Here is a 15782-nt window from a genome sequence, read left to right as displayed (position 1 = left end):
CCTCCGCGTGCTCGCGAGCCAGCACCCCATCGAGATCGAGACCGGTGGGTCGCACCAGGTGAAGCCCTGGTTCGAAGGCAAGCTTGACTTCGCCCCCGTCGTGCCGGCGCCGGCAGGCGGCGAACTCGGACGCGGATCCGACGGAGCTGGGGAGGTCGCCGCCGCGACCGCCGCGCCACTGGGCCCGTGACCGAGCGACGGCGGGAGGCGGTGGAACCATCCGGCGCGCCCGGCGTTGACCCGGAGGGTAGGGACACTTCACTCAACCAGGAGAGACAATGACGTCCATCCGTCGCATCGAGAAATGGCTGATCGACCCGCCCACCACTGGGCATCCCGCGATCCTCCTGCCAAGACTCATGGCCGGGGGCGTGTTCGTGTCGGAAGGAATCCTGAAGTTCGTCTTTCCGAATCTGGGGGTCGGACGCTTCGCCACGCTGGGCTTCCCCCTGCCGAACGCCACGGCTTCGTTCGTCGCGGGGCTCGAGATCGTCGGCGGAGCCTTGCTCATCGCGGGGTTGGTCACCCGGCTCGTGGCGATCCCGTTCGTCATCGAGATGGTCGTCGCCGTCCTCTCGACGAAGGTCACGCTCCTTCTCGGAACGTCACCACTGCCGCTTCCGCCCGCGCCGCCCGTCGTGGGCCTCTGGGCGGTGCTGCACGAGTCGCGCTCGGACTACGCGCAGCTCCTGACGTCGCTCTTCCTCGTCATCGTGGGACCCGGCCAGTGGTCTCTCGACGCTCGCTGGCGGCGCCTGAGGGAGCGCATCGCCATCAGGCGAGGCCGCTTTCCCCCTGACGCCAGGGCGGCCTGAGCTCCTCGCCCGCGCGGACCCGCGGCAGATCATTCGGCCATGGAGGACTGACGCGCTTGTCCCTCGTCGCGCCCGGCATCACCTCTCGCGCGCCATCTCGCTGGGGTGGTCCCTTGCCAGACGTGAAATGCGCGCTGAATGGAATTGACCTCTTCGATGCCGAGCAGGAACGCGACCTCGACTTCGCGTACCAGGTGCCGGCGCCGGACGTCGCGCTGGCGATCCTCAAAGGGGTCAGCCACGTCGCGCCACACGCGCACGTGCTCAAGCTCAAGAATGAGGACTTTTCGCGCGACCCGGCGGTCGTTGCGGCGATGAACGCCGACCCGCTGATCGCCAACGAGTCGCAGCCGAGCGAGACGGTCGCCGAGCTGGTGCGCGCCGACCAGTTGCTCAAGAAGAGCTTCGGGCAGTTCACCCTGCCGCTCCTGATCCTGCATGGCACCGCCGACAAGGTGACCAAGCCGAGCGGCAGCAAGGAGTTCTACGACAAGGCCGGCTCCAGGGACAAAACGTTGAAGCTGTACGAAGGGCACTTTCATGATCTGCTGGCCGACGTCGGCAAGCAGCAGGTCATGGCGGACATCCAGGCCTGGATCGACGCGCACATCGTCACCGAGGACACCGCTCGCCCGGCGCAAGCTGCTCACCTGAAGAGCGACTCCTCGGCGGCGCAGCACGAGCCGTAGCCCGGCGGCGCCCGGGGGATCAGGCTCGTCTGTATGGCATGCGCCTTCTTGTAAGCACGGCGCTCGCTCGCGAGCTGATCCAAGGAAGTTCTTGCGCAATGCTGACGCTAATCGCCCGGCGCGCGACCGTGCGCTGGCGAACGGCTTTCACGTACGACGGCGAGGCGTCGTCCGCGACCCATTCGGAAGCGAAAACGGCGTGGCGCGCCGCTGGCCCTCCAGACAACAAGCGCGGGGCGACGAGCTCAGCGCCGATCTTCTCGGGTCCATCCAGTCCGGCGCGAAGCGCGTCTTCGCGCCGTCCGAGGGCACGCCGCTCACACGCAAGGCCACCCGGCCGTCGTGACAGCGCGAATCGTGACACGACAATCGGCCCCGGCGCAGACGCAGTCGCCGTGGGGCTCGCCCGGGCGAGGAAGGGAGCGGAGCGATGAAGATCCTCCTCCAGTGCACGATCCAGTACGCGGCCGACGACTGGCACGTCGGCCGGTTCAGCCTTCTCGCGCAGGAGCTCCGGAAGGCAGGCCACGTCGTGGTCGCGCGTGACCTCTCGCCGGACTCGCGCGGCATCGACCCGGTCCTGTCGCGCGTCTCGCGCGACGACTTCGATGAGCTCTGGCTGCTCGGGGTCGATGGCGGGCGGACGCCGGCTCTCTCCCAGACCGACATCGAGGCCGTGAATGCGTTCCACCGCGCCGGAGGTGGGCTCTTCACGACGCGCGATCACGAGAACATGGGGCGATGGCTTCGTCAGGTCGAGCGGGTGGGTCAGGCGCACTTCTTCCACTCGAGCGACTGCTGCGAGCTCGACACGGACCGCCGGCGGCCAGACGACGTCGAGACCAAGGCGATCTCCTGGCCCAACTACCACTCCGGCGCCAACGGCGACTTCGAGCGCATCGAGGCGATCGAGCCGATGCACCCGCTCCTTGCGAAGGCTGACGGTGGCCGCATCGAGCTCTTCCCGGCCCACCCGCACGAGGGCGCCGTGGGCCTGCCGCCCAGCGATCCAAGCGCGCGCGTCGTCGCGCGCGGCCGGAGCACCGTGACCGGTCGCGCGTTCGACCTCGTCGTCGCGTTCGAGCGGGATGCCGGTTGCGGGCGAGCCATCGCGGAGTCGAGCATCCACCACGTTGCTGACTACAACTGGGAGGTCGCGCGAGGAGCACCGACCTTCGTCTCGGAGGCTCCGGGCGACGGGATGCGGCGCGAGCCGCGTGCTCTCGAGGACATCCACGCCTACGTCGCGAACACGGCGCGGTGGCTTGCGCCCCGCAGCGAACGCGCCCACCCCTGACCTCATGGATCGCGCCCATTTCCCATGATCTCGGCGTGCCCAGCGCTCCGTCGTCGGAGGGCGGAGACCGGCGCGGGCCGAGGTTCGTGCCCGGTGAGCGACCTTTCCCCGAGCACGCCATGCGGCGTGATCGCAACCTCGCCCTCCGGGACGCCGTAGCGTGCGTTACCTGCTCTTCAGCGAATGTTTGCAGAACGACTTCGTCGCGCCGATGGCCGCCGGTGCGCCGCTCCCGAGTGAGCTCCACATCGGACGCGCGGAGAGCCGGCGCCTGCTCGGCGATCCGGAAGGGGCGTGGGCGGAGGAAGGTCCACTCGCGCGCTTCTTGAGGGCGTTCCGGACGGGGGCGGGCCGTGATCACAGGTCTATCCACATCCGCGACTGGCACGATCCGGACGACCCGGCGACTCGCACCCACCTCGAGCAATTCGGTAGTCACTGCGTTCGCGGTACGCGCGGCGCGGAGTTCGTCGTTCCGCTCGCTGCCGTCGTGGAGGCGGGTGGCCTCATCGTCGATTCCCAGGTGCTCTCCGACTTCGTCGGCTCGACCCTCGAGGAGACGCTGCGACCGATGATCGGCGGTCCCGTCCGCGCCGGGATCATCGGCGTATGGACCGACTTCAAGGTGCAATACCTGGCCTACGAGCTGCAAACACGCCTGGGGCTGCGCGATGTGGCGGTGTGCAGCGCGCTCACCGCCTCGCGCAGCCGCCTCGCGCACCGCCAGGCGCTCGAGCACATGGCCGCGAACCTGGGCGTGACCGTGATCGACGGCATCCCGGACTTCCTGGCATGGCTCGGGATCGAGGCGCAGACCGTCACGCCGTCGGTGGCGAAGAGCACGCCGAGGCCGACGATCGGGTTGCCGGACAGCGTCTCGCTCGATGACGAGGAGCGCCGGCTGGTCGAGCACCTGTACCGCGGGTGTCGCTCGGTGCAACTCCGCCCGATCGGAGGCGGCTACTCCGGCTCGCGCGTCTTCGGGTCGCTCTCGGTCGACCGGATGGGACGGCGGGAGATACCGTTCGTGACCAAGATCGACGTCCACGATCGGATCGCTCGCGAACGAGTCGCAGTGGAAGGCGTGGAGAACCTGCTGGGGGCCAACGCGCCCCGGCTGGCCGATTACGTGGACCTCGAGACGCGTGGGGCGATCAAGTACTACTTCGCCACGATGCAAGCAGGAGAGGCCCGCACGCTTCAACGAGCTTTTCGCGAAGCCGAGAGCGCCCCCGCAGCGCGCACGCTCTTCGACCGCCTGATCGAGCGCGTTCTGCGCCGCCTCTACCAGATCCCGATTCTCGACCGGCTGGATCTGTTCGCCTACTACGACTATCGACCATCCTACGCCGAGGCCACACTGGCGCACGCCGCCGGCCTCTGCGAGGAACACGAGGGCAGCGCCGTCATCGCGGGTCTCGCCGAGCCTCTGCCGCATCCCCGCCGCTTCTACGCATGGCTGGAGGCGAACCGCCCCCGCGGCGAGGAGGTCGCCGTCGCCACCGTGCACGGTGACCTGAACCTCGCGAACGTGCTGCTGGACGACGTCTCGAACATATGGCTGATCGACTACTTCTCGACGCGCACTGGCCACGTGCTGGACGACATCGCCAAGCTCGAGAACGACCTGAAGTTCATCATGTTGCCGCTCGCCGACGACCTAGCTCTGGCTCGGGCGGTGGCGCTCGACGAGCACCTCCTCGGGCAGGCCGACCTCCTCGCGCCGCCCGGGCAGCCAGCGGCCAGCCTGGTCGCCGATCCCGCTGCGGCCAAGGTCCACGCAGCGGTCTCGCGCCTGCGTGAGTTCGCCTCCGAGTTGCTGCGCGAGGCCGGCCTCCCGGGACCGGTGCCCATGCGACAGTACTGGGTCGCGCAGCTGCGCTACAGCGCCCACACCCTGACCTTCGTCGAGAGCGACGAGCGCCAGAGGCGCTTCGCCCTCGCGAGCACCTGCCGGCTTGCCGATCGGCTCGCCAGGAGCCCTCCCGGCTGACCGCTTCACGCTAGGTGACTACGCGTCGTCGAGAAGATGCATCCACGCATAGCGCGCGCATCCACGATTTGCATGCGGAGATCCCGATGGACAAACCTCGCATCTTCCTGGGTTCGTCGAAGCAGCAGGAGAAGCTGCTCCAGGCCATCGCACGCGGCATCGAGGACCTCGCGGAGGTGGATCCCTGGACGACATCCTTCAATCCTGGGACCACCACCCTGGAACGGCTGGTCGAGCTCGCAAACAAGGTCGACTTCGCGGCGTTCGTGTTCGCCAAGGATGACTGGACGACGGCCAGCGTGCCCGCGTCCGCGCCATCGGGGGCCGGTCAGGCTGCACCTCGAGACAATGTCGTCTTCGAAGCGGGCCTCTTCGGCGGAGTCCTCGGCATGCACCGGACCTTCATCCTCCACGCGAGCGGCTCGAAGCTTCCGACCGATCTGGCCGGCCTCACGAGCATCCGGTACGAGGCGACCACTCCTTCCGAGCTGAAGGTCCTCAACCAGAAGCTCAGGAAGGCGATCCAGGACGAGGGGGGCCGCGCACGGATCGAGGGCCTCTGGTGGCAATTCTCCCTGACGGAGCGCACTTCAGGGGAACCTTCCGCCGTGAGCCTGCTCCGGATTGCGCGCGGCCGCGACGGCGCGCTGGGCGTCAACGGTCACTCCTGGCAGGAAGATGGCCGGCTGTGCGCCACCTACTGGAGTGAGGCGGTGGCAGAGAAGAAGGAGCCTTCAGGGCTCTTCTACTACTGGAGGGGAGAGCGACCGCTGCAACCGAACGCGCCGAAGCTGGAGGGGACGGGGGAGATCAAGATGGAGTCCGCCGAGCGCGCGGCCGGGTACTTCACGACGACTCATGCCGGTACGGACTCGAGCCTGAACGCTCGCACGGTAGGTGTCTACGTGCGCGCCGATCCGGAGGACGCGAGGACCCTCGATGGGGACGACGTCCGTCAACGCGCGAAGCTGATCGCAGTTCGGCTGAAGCACTGGAAGGCGATGACGTCCACCTGAGATCTTCCGCCCACCGACCGCGCAAAGCGCGCGTGGGACAAGACGAGCTGGGACGGGATCGGATGGAGCGGACGAATGTCCCTACGCTCGAGCTGGAGCTCGCCCTCGCGTCCGACCTCGCGAGAAAGGCTGGCGACGCCATCCTTGCGGTGCGCGCCGAGGCCATCGCGTCTTCGTCGCTGAAGGCGGACGATAGCCCGGTGACCGTCGCCGATCTCGCCGCCGACGCGGTCATCCGCGGAGGGCTGGCCGCGACCGGCGACGCCATCGTCACCGAGGAAACGTGGAGGGACGGCAGCATCGGGAGACACCAGCGCGCATGGTTCGTCGACCCCATCGACGGCACCTCGGACTTCGTCAGGGGAAGCCGTGACTACGTCGTCCAGATCGGACTGTGCGTGGACGGCGTTCCTGCGCTAGGCGTCGTCTACCAGCCCGAGACCGGCCTGCTGTGGCGCGGGGTGGTCGCAGACCGCCGCTGCGAGCGCGTCGAGGCCAGCGTCGCGCTCCCGCGCACTGTCGCGGGCCGCGCGCTACCGCCGAGACCGCGCATCGCGATCAGCGTCGCGCACCCGAGCGCGGTCGGCGACTTCGTGGTTCAAGAGTTCGGCGGCGTGTCCGTCTGGCGCGGGTCGGTAGGGCTGAAGGTCGCGCTCGTCGTCGACGACGAAGCCGACGCCTACGTTACCGCGAGCCCGCGCATCAAGCTGTGGGACACCTGCGCGCCCGCGGCCGTGCTGCTCGCGGCCGGCGGCGCGGTCACCACGCTCGCAGGTTCGCCGCTGTCCTACGAAGGGCCCGTCGCACACGCCGGGGGCGTCTGCATGTGGACGCTCGCGGCGCGCGACGGCCTCTCGTCGCGCATCGACGAGGCAGTGCGGCGGTTTCGCGGCCGGATGTTCGACTGACGAGGCTCCCCCTCCGAGCAACCACCGTCATCACTCGTGGCCGCGCCCCTGCGCCCGCCGCTGGCGACACACTCCTGCGCCTCGCAGAGCAGCGCGTGGGGACACAACCATAATCCTGAGAGATTACGGTTTGATGGACGTGGCTCGCGGAGGCACTTCCGGCGCCATTCAGGCGCGGCGCACAAGAACAGGAAAAGGCCGCCGACTCCGAAGGAATAACCCTCCGGAATCAGCGGCCTTCTGAGTCGGGGAGACAGGATTTGAACCTGCGACCCCTTGGTCCCGAATCGCTGCCGGCCACCTCGCACGCGGGCGCAGCCCTTCGCATGGCGTCGCATCCCGTCGGATTTGCTGGCGTCGCGCTTCGCGCTGCGGCGCACGTGGTCGCGCCGCACCCCACCGTTCGCATGGCGCGCACTGCACCAGCACTGCGGCTCCCGCCGCCCGAGCCGGCCCTCTGGGAGGCCGCCGGGGCGAGCGCGGCGACGGCGCGGCCGGCCCTGGCGCGCGTCCTGCTCGCCCGCGCAGCGCTCCAGTCGGCGCTCGCGGAGACGGCGTAAGGGCGGCAGCCCTCACGTCAGCTTCGGCTCGCGCCTCTTCCTTGGGCGTCCCTTCCTGCGGATCAGGTCGCGTCGGATGCGCGCCAAGACCTTTGTGCGCTGCGCGAAGACCTCCTCGAGGAGGTGTTCGAGTAGGTCGAAGCCATCGAACATGTCGTTGGTACTCAACCGTTCGGCTCCGTGGCTCCCTGCGTTCCCCAACCACTTCACCGCCATCATCTCGTCCGCGATCGCAGGGTCTCGCTTCCCATACAGAAGGATGCGCGAGTGAAGCGAAAGCTGCACCCGCTTCCCGTTCCTATCTCGACCGAAGCTCTTCACCCGCTGGCTGGTGAGAATCATTTCGACGCACGAGCGGATGCGATTGGCACATGCAGCTGAATCAACCCAGAACAGGTTCCAGGCGCGGCCAAGTTCTTTCCGAACGTCGGGCGGACACTGATCTGGAATCTGGAACAGGGGTGGTGCCGGATCGAATCCAGACGGCCTGAAGTAAGTCTCCAGGTTGTACGGGTCTCCGGCAATTGCGACGAATTCCACCTCCGTCGAACCGGCCATGACAACAAGGCCCGCACAGGTAGAGCACCGAAGGATCGCGGCGAACCGACCGCGTATCCAGTCAGGGTCCCACCCCGGGTGCTCGTGCAACTTCCTAGACTCGGCGGTCTCCTCCTCAAGGAAACCTCTCTTCTCCTTCCGCTTTAACAGGCCGCCAGCGCAGTGGGGACATGGCCACGACGGCATCCACTCCCACGTAAAGCGCTGGGTCCACTTCTTCCGCTCGACCGCCATCCGGACCTCCGCACGTACAGCATACCGAACGTCCGCGCGCACGTCGGCAAGTCGGCATGACCTTTCGCCGCAGAATTCGAAGACCCGATTCGCGTTCAGCGTGCGCAGGACCACCGCCCAGCATCGGCAGCGATATCGCACTCCTCACCGGTGGCGGCCAGGAAAGAGAACCTGCGCACTCCGCGTGCTATCATCGCGACAACCACCGGCAGTTCGGCGCGGCTCATGGACCCAACCCCGCTCGCACAGCTCCACACGTACCTGGAGGCGTCACGCCAGAAGTACGACGCCTGCCTCGACCATCTCGAAGTCGTGCTGCCCGTTCCGGGAGTGACCGCGACGGTCCGGTTCCACTACTTGCGCCTGGACGCGAACGGCGTACCCAAGTTCAAGGATCTCGCGCTTTGCCTCGTTGATCACGTGATCGAGTTCTGCCTCTCCGCGAGGCGCCGTGGGACTCCGAAGGCGTTCCACGAGTTCAGCCGCCTGAACCGCGAGGCACGCGCGCTTCTGCGTCAGCACGCGAAGGGGGGCGAAGCCGGGGAGTTCCTGCTGTACCTATTGATGGAAGCCGTCCTGCGTGCGCCACAGGTTGTCGCAAAGATGGACCTAAAGACGAACCCCAAGATGGAAGTACACGGGTCAGACGGCATTCACATGCGGTACGATGAGAAAGAGCACTGCCTCGACGTGTTCTTCGGGGAAGCTAAGCTCGAACAGTCCGTTACCGCCGCCGTTAAGCACGCGTTTGAGAGCATCGCCTCGTTCCATGCCACCGGACTGGTCGAGCATGAATTCGGGCTCGTCACCAGCCACTTCAAACACCTGGACGCCAAGCTACAGGAAGCCGTGCTGGAATACGTTGACCGCCTCAACCCGAAGAAAGACTGCCGGATAAACCACGCCATGCTCGTAGGGTTCACTTGGCCCCCGTACCCCGACAGCGCCGGCAAGTCGTACAAAGAAGCGATCGATCAGTTCGTGACGCTCTACACGAAGGAGTGCCCGAAGCTCCACGAGCTACTCACGGTTCAGTTCGGCGCCTTCGCGCACAAGCACCTCAGGTACGACATCTTCTTTCTGCCGTTTCCAGACGTGCAGAGCTTCCGTGACGCCTTCAACGCAGCTCTCAACGCCGAGTAGTGTCGGATGGCGATGATCGACGACAACACGCGCGCCCTGTTCAAGCGACTCGTCGTCCAGAGCGTTCACCCGCTCCTTCCGGGGCAGGCACACGGAGACATCCCCGCGCCCCTGACGAATCGAGAAGGATCTCACCTGCTCGCGATAGCGTCCGCACTTGCGCTCTCCGCGAGCGCAGAAGAACGCACGCTCGCATACGAGATCGCTACGAGGCTGGCCGAAGCAGCGCCTGGCGACGAGGCCGTAGCCGCTGCCGCAGATTTCATCTTTGGCCGTCTCGGCAACTTTCCGGGCCGCCGGCTCTTTCGTGAACGGCACGACGCCCTAGCGCAAAGACGTCCAGTGATGCTCGATCTCGAAGCGCTCTCACGCGAAGAGGAAAACAGCGTAGAAGGCATTGCGGGACAGCGTGTCACATTAACGGACTTCCAATTCGACTTCTTGGAGGAGATGGAGCACGGCGACGCGCTTAGCGTTTCCGCACCGACTTCTGCTGGAAAGTCCTTTGTCTTTTCTCTCGAGATCATTCGGCGTCTGCGCGCCAAGCCCGAACAGATTGTTTACATCGTCCCGACGCGAGCGCTTATTCGGCAGGTCCAAGTTGGGCTGATCCACGAATTCGCCAAGTCCGGACTCGCCGGCGTCCCGGTCAGAAGCGTTCCGCTCCCCGTGACACCGGAGTTGGCTCCAGCGGGAGTCGTTTACGTTCTAACGCAGGAGCGCCTGCTCTCTCTCCTCCAATCCAGCATCGGCGAGGCTGCCATCACCACCCTCGTCGTCGACGAGGCGCAGGGCGTTCGCGAAGGCTCTCGGGGAGTCGTGCTCCAAACGGCGATAGAGACCGTCCTCACACGGTTTCCGCTTGCACAAGTGATGTTTGCTTCACCGATGGCCCGCAATCCCGAGAAGCTTCTTACCGTCTTCGGACGGCCGGGGCGAACGCTTCTCGAAACTCATTCTCCGGTCTCCCGAAACCTGATCCTCGTCTCTCCAGTGAAGCGACGCCCTCAGTCCGCGCGGTACGAGCTACTGATATCCGGCGAGAAGCTTCCGGCAGGCTCCAAGGATCTGACCTTCAGGTTCTCTGGTCCGGTGACCGCACGGCGGGCCGAGTTCGCGAGGGCCGTGACACGGGAAGGCGAGTCGACGTTGGTATACGCGGGCGGCGCGGCACAGGCCGAGGATCTCGCGAAAGCCATCGCAAAGCTCGAGCCAGCGACAGCTGGCGACGATCCCGAGATCGTCGACTTCGTCGAGTTTGTGAAGACTCACGTTCACCCCGACTACGCACTGGCGGAGACTCTCCCGAAAGGGGTCGCCTTTCACTATGGTTATATGCCCGGGCTCGTTCGCTCTCGCATCGAGGAACTGTTCGGCGCGGGCAAGCTGCGATTCTTGTGCTGTACGAGCACGCTACTTCAGGGCGTGAACCTCCCTGCAAAACACATCCTTCTCGAAAACCCACACCGCGGACAAGGGAAGCCGATGACGCGCGGAGATTTTTTGAATCTCGCCGGACGCGCGGGACGGCTCGTGAAGGAGTTCCATGGAAATGTGTGGTGCCTATTACCGAATGACTGGGACGTGAAATCGTACGAGGGCGACGACCTTCAAGACATCGCCACGGCATTTGAACTAACGCTCAAGACGCAGTCCCACACGCTCACGGATGTCATCAACGGCCAAGCAACCCCCGAGGCGACGGAGCTCGGAGAGGCAGTTATCGGCAAGGCATATTCCGACCTCACGCAGGCTGGGCGTTCACTTCTGGGTTCCGAGTTCGTAACCGACGAGAACCGTGACAATCTCAGGCGCGTGGATGAACGGCTTGCATCGTTTCAGCCGACCCTGCCTGCGATCGTATTCAAGCGGAACTCAACCATCCTGCCAGAGCGTCTTCAAGCCCTATTTGACGATCTATCGGCGCGACCCAGCCTGGAATCGTGCTTACCGCTGATGCCGTATGAAGCTGGATTCATCGAGCGGATGCGCTCGCTATTCCGAGATTCGGATCAAATTCTTGAAGGGGTTCACAATGAAAGCTACCGGTACTTCGCGATGCTCGCGTCGAAATGGATTCACGACACGCCCCTTGGCCAGCTTATCGCGCAACGCATCCAGTACCAGAAGCAGCAGGGTCAGTTCCGGAACGTTAGCAGCGAGATCCGCGCGCTGATGAAGTCGCTGGAAACGGATCTTCGCTATCGGTATGTGAAATCGCTCAAAGCCTACAATGACGTACTGAGTGCAGTTCTGGCTAAGAAGAACCGGCCCGACCTGATCGAGAGGCTTATTCCGCTGCATTTGTTCCTGGAGTGCGGCGCCTCGGATTCTGTGACCCTCGGTCTCATCTCCATCGGGTTGTCCCGGACCACTGCGTTGCTCGTCAAACGGTTCGTCAGGTTTCCAGATCGGGCAGCACCGGAGGAGTGCCTCGCCGTTCTCAGGAGAGCGCCGCTGGAGAATCTTCCGATTCCAGCTCTGTGCAGGAGCGAGCTTCTTCAGTTGTGTCGTGCCTAGCTGTCCCGCGGCCCGCCCCGGAGCCGAGTTGGCTCCGGGACGAGCCCCCGTCTTACATCTTGGTGGTTTTGCGCCGAATGGCGGGCCCGCGGTGCTTCGCCGCGAACTCCTTGGTGATGCCGCCCTTCATCACGAGGTGCGCCCGGTACCACGCCGGGTAGTAGCTGTGGTGCTCGGGCATGTTGAACGCGGCCTTCAGCGCCGCCCAGACCTCGGCGTTCCCCTTCCCTTCCTGGATGAGGCGGTACGCGAGACCGGCGCGCGTGACGCGCTCGGGCTTGGGGGCCGGCGTGGCAGGCTTCGTCGCGGGCGCGGGAGCGGCGGCAGGAGCCGGAGCCGAGAGCTTCGCGGTCTTCTTCGCGGCGGGCTTGGCGGTCGAGATGGAGGGGCGGCGGGTGGTCTTCTGGCTGGCGGTCTTCTTGGTCATGGCGACCTCGACGTCGGTTGGAGTTAACTGCAAGGCGAATTCTTGTAGACAGGCAGCTAGACGACTCGCCGTATGACCATGGTGAGCCGGTTGAGGGAGCCCCGACCCTGCTCCGCGGGTTGAGGATGTCGGTGCGTCGGCATACTCTGTGCGTCATGGCGTTCGCCTGGACCGACCTGCCCAAGTTCTTCGACATCCGTAAGGTGCCGGCGCAGATCTGGTTGGCGCTCGCGCTCGCGAGCGGCGCGGCTCTCTTCGCTCCGTCAGGTCTGGCCGGGGCGATGGGCGTGGATAGCCTTCGAGTCACGCATCGTGCGCACTTCGGCGCCGCTTTCATCGTGGCGCTCGCGATGCTGCTCTCACGGCTCCTGACGTATCTCGGGCGGGAGGGCCAGGTGCTGCTACTTCGCTGGCGCGACAGGCAGAACCTTCGCTACCTCGGCCCGGACCAGAAGGCGCTCTTGAAGCGATTTCTCGACGACGATGTCGCGGTGCTCAACTTTGAGTTCACCGATGCAGTGGCGGAGAGTCTGGAGTCGCTAGGGCTTATCCACAGGTTTTCGCGCTTCGACATGGCTGAGGGCCTTGGATTCGCCATCATTCCCTGGCTTCGTCTGCACCTGAAAAGGAACCCCCACCTTCTCGAGGGCGCGGCTGCTCCGAGGGAGATCGACTCGAATTAATAGGCTGCGCGCGCAGCGCGCAGGCAGAGCGGGCACGCCGCGGCGGTGTGCGGGAGCGACCCGTGGGTGGCGCACCGGATGGCGCCCGGGCGGTACTGGTCCCACGAGGCCGCGAGCGTCGGAACGACGCGCCCGCACGTCTGGCATGACCAGCGGCTCCCGTCGGAGCGGAGGAGCCCGCGGCACCGGCACGGCGCGCGAGGTGGGGTCGGGGCGGCCACGGGTTCCTCCTGCTCGCGCACGGCGCGGCGGGGCTGAGCGCGCTTGCGCGTCCCGTGCCGCGCGCTCCACCACTCGCGCTGGCGAGCTCGCCGCCACTCCGCGCAGACGAAGCACTCGCGCCCGTGCCAGACGGGGCGCTCCCCGCACCGCACGCAGAGGCCCGCGACCGTCATCCGCTCCGCCCGTGCGGCGACGCGCCGGGCGCAGCGAGCGCAGGTCTTGAGGCCGGGCCTCGCTGGCCGGCCGCAGCGACAGATGGTCATGCGGCGTTGCGCTGCGAACGTGGCGAGCGAACAGCCCAGACCTGAAGGTGGCGACCGCAGGTCTTCCGCCCCGGGCGCGCTGGTTGGCCACAGGCGCAGAGGCCGGCAGCTGCACGTTCATGGCGGCGGGCTGCCACGCGGGCCGCGCACACCGCGCAGGTGTGCTTGCCATGGCGAGGCGGCCGGGAGCGGCACCGGCTGCACTTGGTGACGCGCATGGACTCCTCCTGAAGCGAGCACCGAGCGACCGAAGCCGCTCGGCAGCGCCCTCCCTCTGGTTACCGGGGCTCGAGGGTGAGGTGCGTGCTGACGGTGGAGCCGCCGCGGTACCGGGTTACCGGCTGCGCCCACCACGACTGCGCCCCGAGCCGCATGGTGAAGCGGAAGGCGCTGACCTGGTAGTCGAACCAGACGTGCATCGAGAAGTCCTCCCGAAGCCCGTCGTCCTCGCCCTCGCGCGTGGCGGTGTAGATGCCCATCGGGTCCACCAGCATCAGGTCACCCTGCGAGCCGAGCGGCTGCGCGGCCTCGGTGACGAGCACGGGGCGACCGAAGATGCGCCCCACGCCGTTGTCCTCGGGCCAGTAGACGATGACCGGCGTGCCCTGCGGCGTGGTGGCGTTCTGCAGCTGCTGCTCCACGTCGCTGTGGCAGAGCCACACGGCGCGCGTGCGAGCGGGCGCGTACAGGCGCGACCACATCTTGCTGACGTTCCCGTACGCGACGGTCCCGGCGGCCTGACCCGACTCCTTGGTCTGCACGACTAGGGCCGGCGAGTTCAGGATGCCTTGAGGCTGGCCGCTGGTCCCCGCGCCGTTGATGAGCAGGTCGTTCACGCGGAACGCGAGGCGGTCGATGACGGCCTGCTTGAGGTAGGCGTCCAGCGCGGCGCCACCGTCCTCCACGAGCTCGTCGCTGACGGGCACGAGGATGTCGACCTTCTCCAGGCGCACCGTGCGGCCTTCCAGCGCGAACTTCGACTGCTTCAGCGCGGCGGCCTCCGGATCCATCGCGGGCTGCGGGCCCGTCGTGTACCAGGACGGCGCGGCATCGGCCGGGAGCAGCACGCTGTTGGACTTCGTCGGGTTGCGGTCGGTGAGCGCGAGCAGGCTCGTCTCGCCGAGCACCACGTCGACGACGGCGCGGCGCACGTCGGGTGGGACGAGGTACCCACCGTCGGAGCCGATGCCCTCTGTCGAGATGGTCGAGCCGGGCGCGGCGGCGAAGATGCCGAGGCGCGAGTCGACGGGGCCCTTCTTCGTGATGGCGTTGCGGACGGCGACGGCGTACGCGGCGAGCGAGCCGTTCCAGGCGGTCTTCATGGTGTGCTCCTTCGTGGCGCGAGCGTCGCCCGGCCGGTCGGTGGGGGTGGTGCTGGGGATGGCCGCGACGACGTGCGGCGAGGGCCGGAGCGCGGCGCGCGGCTTGCGGCGGACCTCGCGAGCACCGGCCCGAGCGCGACGGTCGGCAGCGGCGAGCACGCGGCGCCGAACAGCCTCGCTCCAGATCGAGTCGTTGTACGTGGCGACGATCGCGGCCGGGTCAAGGACGCCGGCGGCCTCGTGGTGCTCCGAGCGCCGAACGATGACGTGGCGTCGCGCCATCAGTGGACCTCCGGGCTGATGCTGCCCAGCGCGCTCAGCACGCCGCTCATCGAGAGGGCCGGAATGGGGTCGACACCCTGGAAGACGGCGGTGCGCGCCGGCCCGTCGAGCCCTGCATACGCCTCACGCCCCTCTGCGATCGCGGCTTGACGCTCCTCCAGCTTCGCCAGGATGCCTGCGTGCGCCTCGGCAGCGATGACACGGAGCTCGGCGTCGATGGACGCGACGCGGCGGGCGCGCTCCGCGAGCTCGTCGAAGTGCTTCTTGAACTTCGTCATGTGGCCGAGGACGGCCTTCGCGTGCGCAAGCGCGTCGGCGGCACGGCGCGCGTCGAGCGTGGCGAGACGAGTCCGAGCCTCTGCAGCGGGCAGCTTCGCCTTGAGCGAGTCGACGTCCGCGATTCGGTTCTCGTAGGCGGCCTGGCCGATCTGGTCGCGGACTGTCGTTTCGGCGGCCTGCGCCTCCTTCACGGCCTGAGCCGCGGCGGCCTGCGCCTGCTCCGCCTTCACCACTTCCTGCTTGGCCTGCTCGGACGTCACGGGATCACCTCGCGTTGGGAGGAGTGGAGCCCGGCCCCCGGGACCTGGAGGAGCCGGAGCCGGGCCCCGGACGCAGCGAGCGAGGTGGGGCTCGGTGCGTCCGATCCGGTCGGCGCGAGGCCAGCACGTGCCGGGTTGGGCTGATGGGGCCTCCCCGCACCTCGCGCCGTCGATCGATCTCGGAACTGCACCGTGCGCCTCGTCGCTCACTGCTGACCCCAGCATTTCCGATGCTTCGGAAACGCGCACTATTAGTGCTTGCGCGATTCGGCGGACGCGAACGCGGAGGGCGAACGAGGACTTGCGCGAGC

General features: G+C 66.9%; 15 protein-coding genes. 11 read left to right on the top strand and 4 right to left on the bottom strand.

Features of this window, described 5'->3' with window-relative positions:
- The first annotated feature begins 7 nt into the window (after nt 1-7).
- The 8 genes from AMOR_RS20120 (at nt 8) to AMOR_RS20085 (ending at nt 7278) form a co-directional block, all read left to right on the top strand.
- Complete coding sequence (locus tag AMOR_RS20120) at nt 8-190, top strand: hypothetical protein (RefSeq protein ID WP_248353531.1); 183 nt, start codon at nt 8-10, stop codon at nt 188-190.
- Between the two features lie 88 nt (nt 191-278).
- Nucleotides 279-815 (top strand): DoxX family protein, encoded by a 537-nt coding sequence (locus AMOR_RS20115; RefSeq protein WP_248353530.1) that lies wholly within the window; start codon nt 279-281, stop codon nt 813-815.
- A 56-nt stretch (nt 816-871) separates the two neighbouring features.
- Nucleotides 872-1504, top strand: a complete 633-nt coding sequence (locus AMOR_RS20110) for a serine aminopeptidase domain-containing protein (protein WP_248353529.1) — start codon at nt 872-874, stop codon at nt 1502-1504.
- Between the two features lie 430 nt (nt 1505-1934).
- The gene (locus AMOR_RS20105; protein ID WP_248353528.1) at nt 1935-2801 is read left to right on the top strand and encodes a hypothetical protein; all 867 of its coding nucleotides are present in this window, start codon (nt 1935-1937) and stop codon (nt 2799-2801) included.
- 160 nt (nt 2802-2961) lie between these two features.
- The gene (locus tag AMOR_RS20100) at nt 2962-4794 is read left to right on the top strand and encodes an isochorismatase family protein (RefSeq protein WP_248353527.1); all 1833 of its coding nucleotides are present in this window, start codon (nt 2962-2964) and stop codon (nt 4792-4794) included.
- An 86-nt stretch (nt 4795-4880) separates the two neighbouring features.
- Nucleotides 4881-5810, top strand: coding sequence for a TIR domain-containing protein (locus AMOR_RS20095; RefSeq protein WP_248353526.1), 930 nt, complete (start codon nt 4881-4883; stop codon nt 5808-5810).
- A 32-nt stretch (nt 5811-5842) separates the two neighbouring features.
- Nucleotides 5843-6718, top strand: coding sequence for a 3'(2'),5'-bisphosphate nucleotidase CysQ family protein (locus AMOR_RS20090; RefSeq protein WP_248353525.1), 876 nt, complete (start codon nt 5843-5845; stop codon nt 6716-6718).
- A gap of 407 nt (nt 6719-7125) precedes the next feature.
- Nucleotides 7126-7278 (top strand): hypothetical protein, encoded by a 153-nt coding sequence (locus tag AMOR_RS20085; protein WP_248353524.1) that lies wholly within the window; start codon nt 7126-7128, stop codon nt 7276-7278.
- A gap of 12 nt (nt 7279-7290) precedes the next feature.
- On the opposite strand, the gene AMOR_RS20080 is transcribed toward AMOR_RS20085, so the two are convergent.
- Nucleotides 7291-8070, bottom strand: a complete 780-nt coding sequence (locus AMOR_RS20080) for a DUF4145 domain-containing protein (RefSeq protein WP_248353523.1) — start codon at nt 8068-8070, stop codon at nt 7291-7293.
- A gap of 150 nt (nt 8071-8220) precedes the next feature.
- On the opposite strand from AMOR_RS20080, the gene AMOR_RS20075 reads away from it, so the two are divergent.
- The gene (locus AMOR_RS20075) at nt 8221-9213 is read left to right on the top strand and encodes a HamA C-terminal domain-containing protein (RefSeq protein ID WP_248353522.1); all 993 of its coding nucleotides are present in this window, start codon (nt 8221-8223) and stop codon (nt 9211-9213) included.
- A gap of 6 nt (nt 9214-9219) precedes the next feature.
- A complete protein-coding gene (locus AMOR_RS20070) occupies nt 9220-11733 on the top strand; it encodes a DEAD/DEAH box helicase (RefSeq protein WP_248353521.1) in 2514 nt (837 codons plus the stop codon).
- A 52-nt stretch (nt 11734-11785) separates the two neighbouring features.
- Here the strand turns inward: AMOR_RS20070 and AMOR_RS20065 are convergent, their stop codons facing one another.
- Nucleotides 11786-12160 (bottom strand): hypothetical protein, encoded by a 375-nt coding sequence (locus tag AMOR_RS20065; RefSeq protein ID WP_248353520.1) that lies wholly within the window; start codon nt 12158-12160, stop codon nt 11786-11788.
- A gap of 155 nt (nt 12161-12315) precedes the next feature.
- Between AMOR_RS20065 and AMOR_RS20060 the strand changes: the two genes are divergently transcribed.
- Nucleotides 12316-12843 (top strand): super-infection exclusion protein B, encoded by a 528-nt coding sequence (locus AMOR_RS20060; RefSeq protein WP_248353518.1) that lies wholly within the window; start codon nt 12316-12318, stop codon nt 12841-12843.
- Between the two features lie 763 nt (nt 12844-13606).
- Here the strand turns inward: AMOR_RS20060 and AMOR_RS20055 are convergent.
- Together AMOR_RS20055 and AMOR_RS20050 are read right to left on the bottom strand one after the other, a co-directional pair.
- Nucleotides 13607-14932, bottom strand: coding sequence for a phage major capsid protein (locus AMOR_RS20055; protein WP_248353516.1), 1326 nt, complete (start codon nt 14930-14932; stop codon nt 13607-13609).
- Nucleotides 14932-15471 (bottom strand): hypothetical protein, encoded by a 540-nt coding sequence (locus AMOR_RS20050; protein ID WP_248353515.1) that lies wholly within the window; start codon nt 15469-15471, stop codon nt 14932-14934. Before AMOR_RS20050 ends, AMOR_RS20055 begins: the two co-directional genes overlap by 1 nt.
- Nucleotides 15472-15782 lie beyond the last annotated feature (311 nt).

This window comes from Anaeromyxobacter oryzae (genome assembly GCF_023169945.1).
GTDB classification, from domain to species: domain Bacteria; phylum Myxococcota; class Myxococcia; order Myxococcales; family Anaeromyxobacteraceae; genus Anaeromyxobacter; species Anaeromyxobacter oryzae.
The sequence above is the reverse complement of the archived record's forward strand: the minus strand, read 5'-3'. Positions and strand labels throughout refer to the sequence as shown.

Coding starts and splice junctions, on each gene's coding strand:
- AMOR_RS20070 (WP_248353521.1), top strand. CDS start 9,220: ATGGCGATGATCGACGACAACACGCGCGCCCTGTTCAAGCGACTCGTC.
- AMOR_RS20085 (WP_248353524.1), top strand. CDS start 7,126: ATGGCGCGCACTGCACCAGCACTGCGGCTCCCGCCGCCCGAGCCGGCC.
- AMOR_RS20065 (WP_248353520.1), bottom strand. CDS start 12,160: ATGACCAAGAAGACCGCCAGCCAGAAGACCACCCGCCGCCCCTCCATC.
- AMOR_RS20095 (WP_248353526.1), top strand. CDS start 4,881: ATGGACAAACCTCGCATCTTCCTGGGTTCGTCGAAGCAGCAGGAGAAG.
- AMOR_RS20080 (WP_248353523.1), bottom strand. CDS start 8,070: ATGGCGGTCGAGCGGAAGAAGTGGACCCAGCGCTTTACGTGGGAGTGG.
- AMOR_RS20055 (WP_248353516.1), bottom strand. CDS start 14,932: ATGGCGCGACGCCACGTCATCGTTCGGCGCTCGGAGCACCACGAGGCC.
- AMOR_RS20115 (WP_248353530.1), top strand. CDS start 279: ATGACGTCCATCCGTCGCATCGAGAAATGGCTGATCGACCCGCCCACC.
- AMOR_RS20105 (WP_248353528.1), top strand. CDS start 1,935: ATGAAGATCCTCCTCCAGTGCACGATCCAGTACGCGGCCGACGACTGG.
- AMOR_RS20060 (WP_248353518.1), top strand. CDS start 12,316: ATGGCGTTCGCCTGGACCGACCTGCCCAAGTTCTTCGACATCCGTAAG.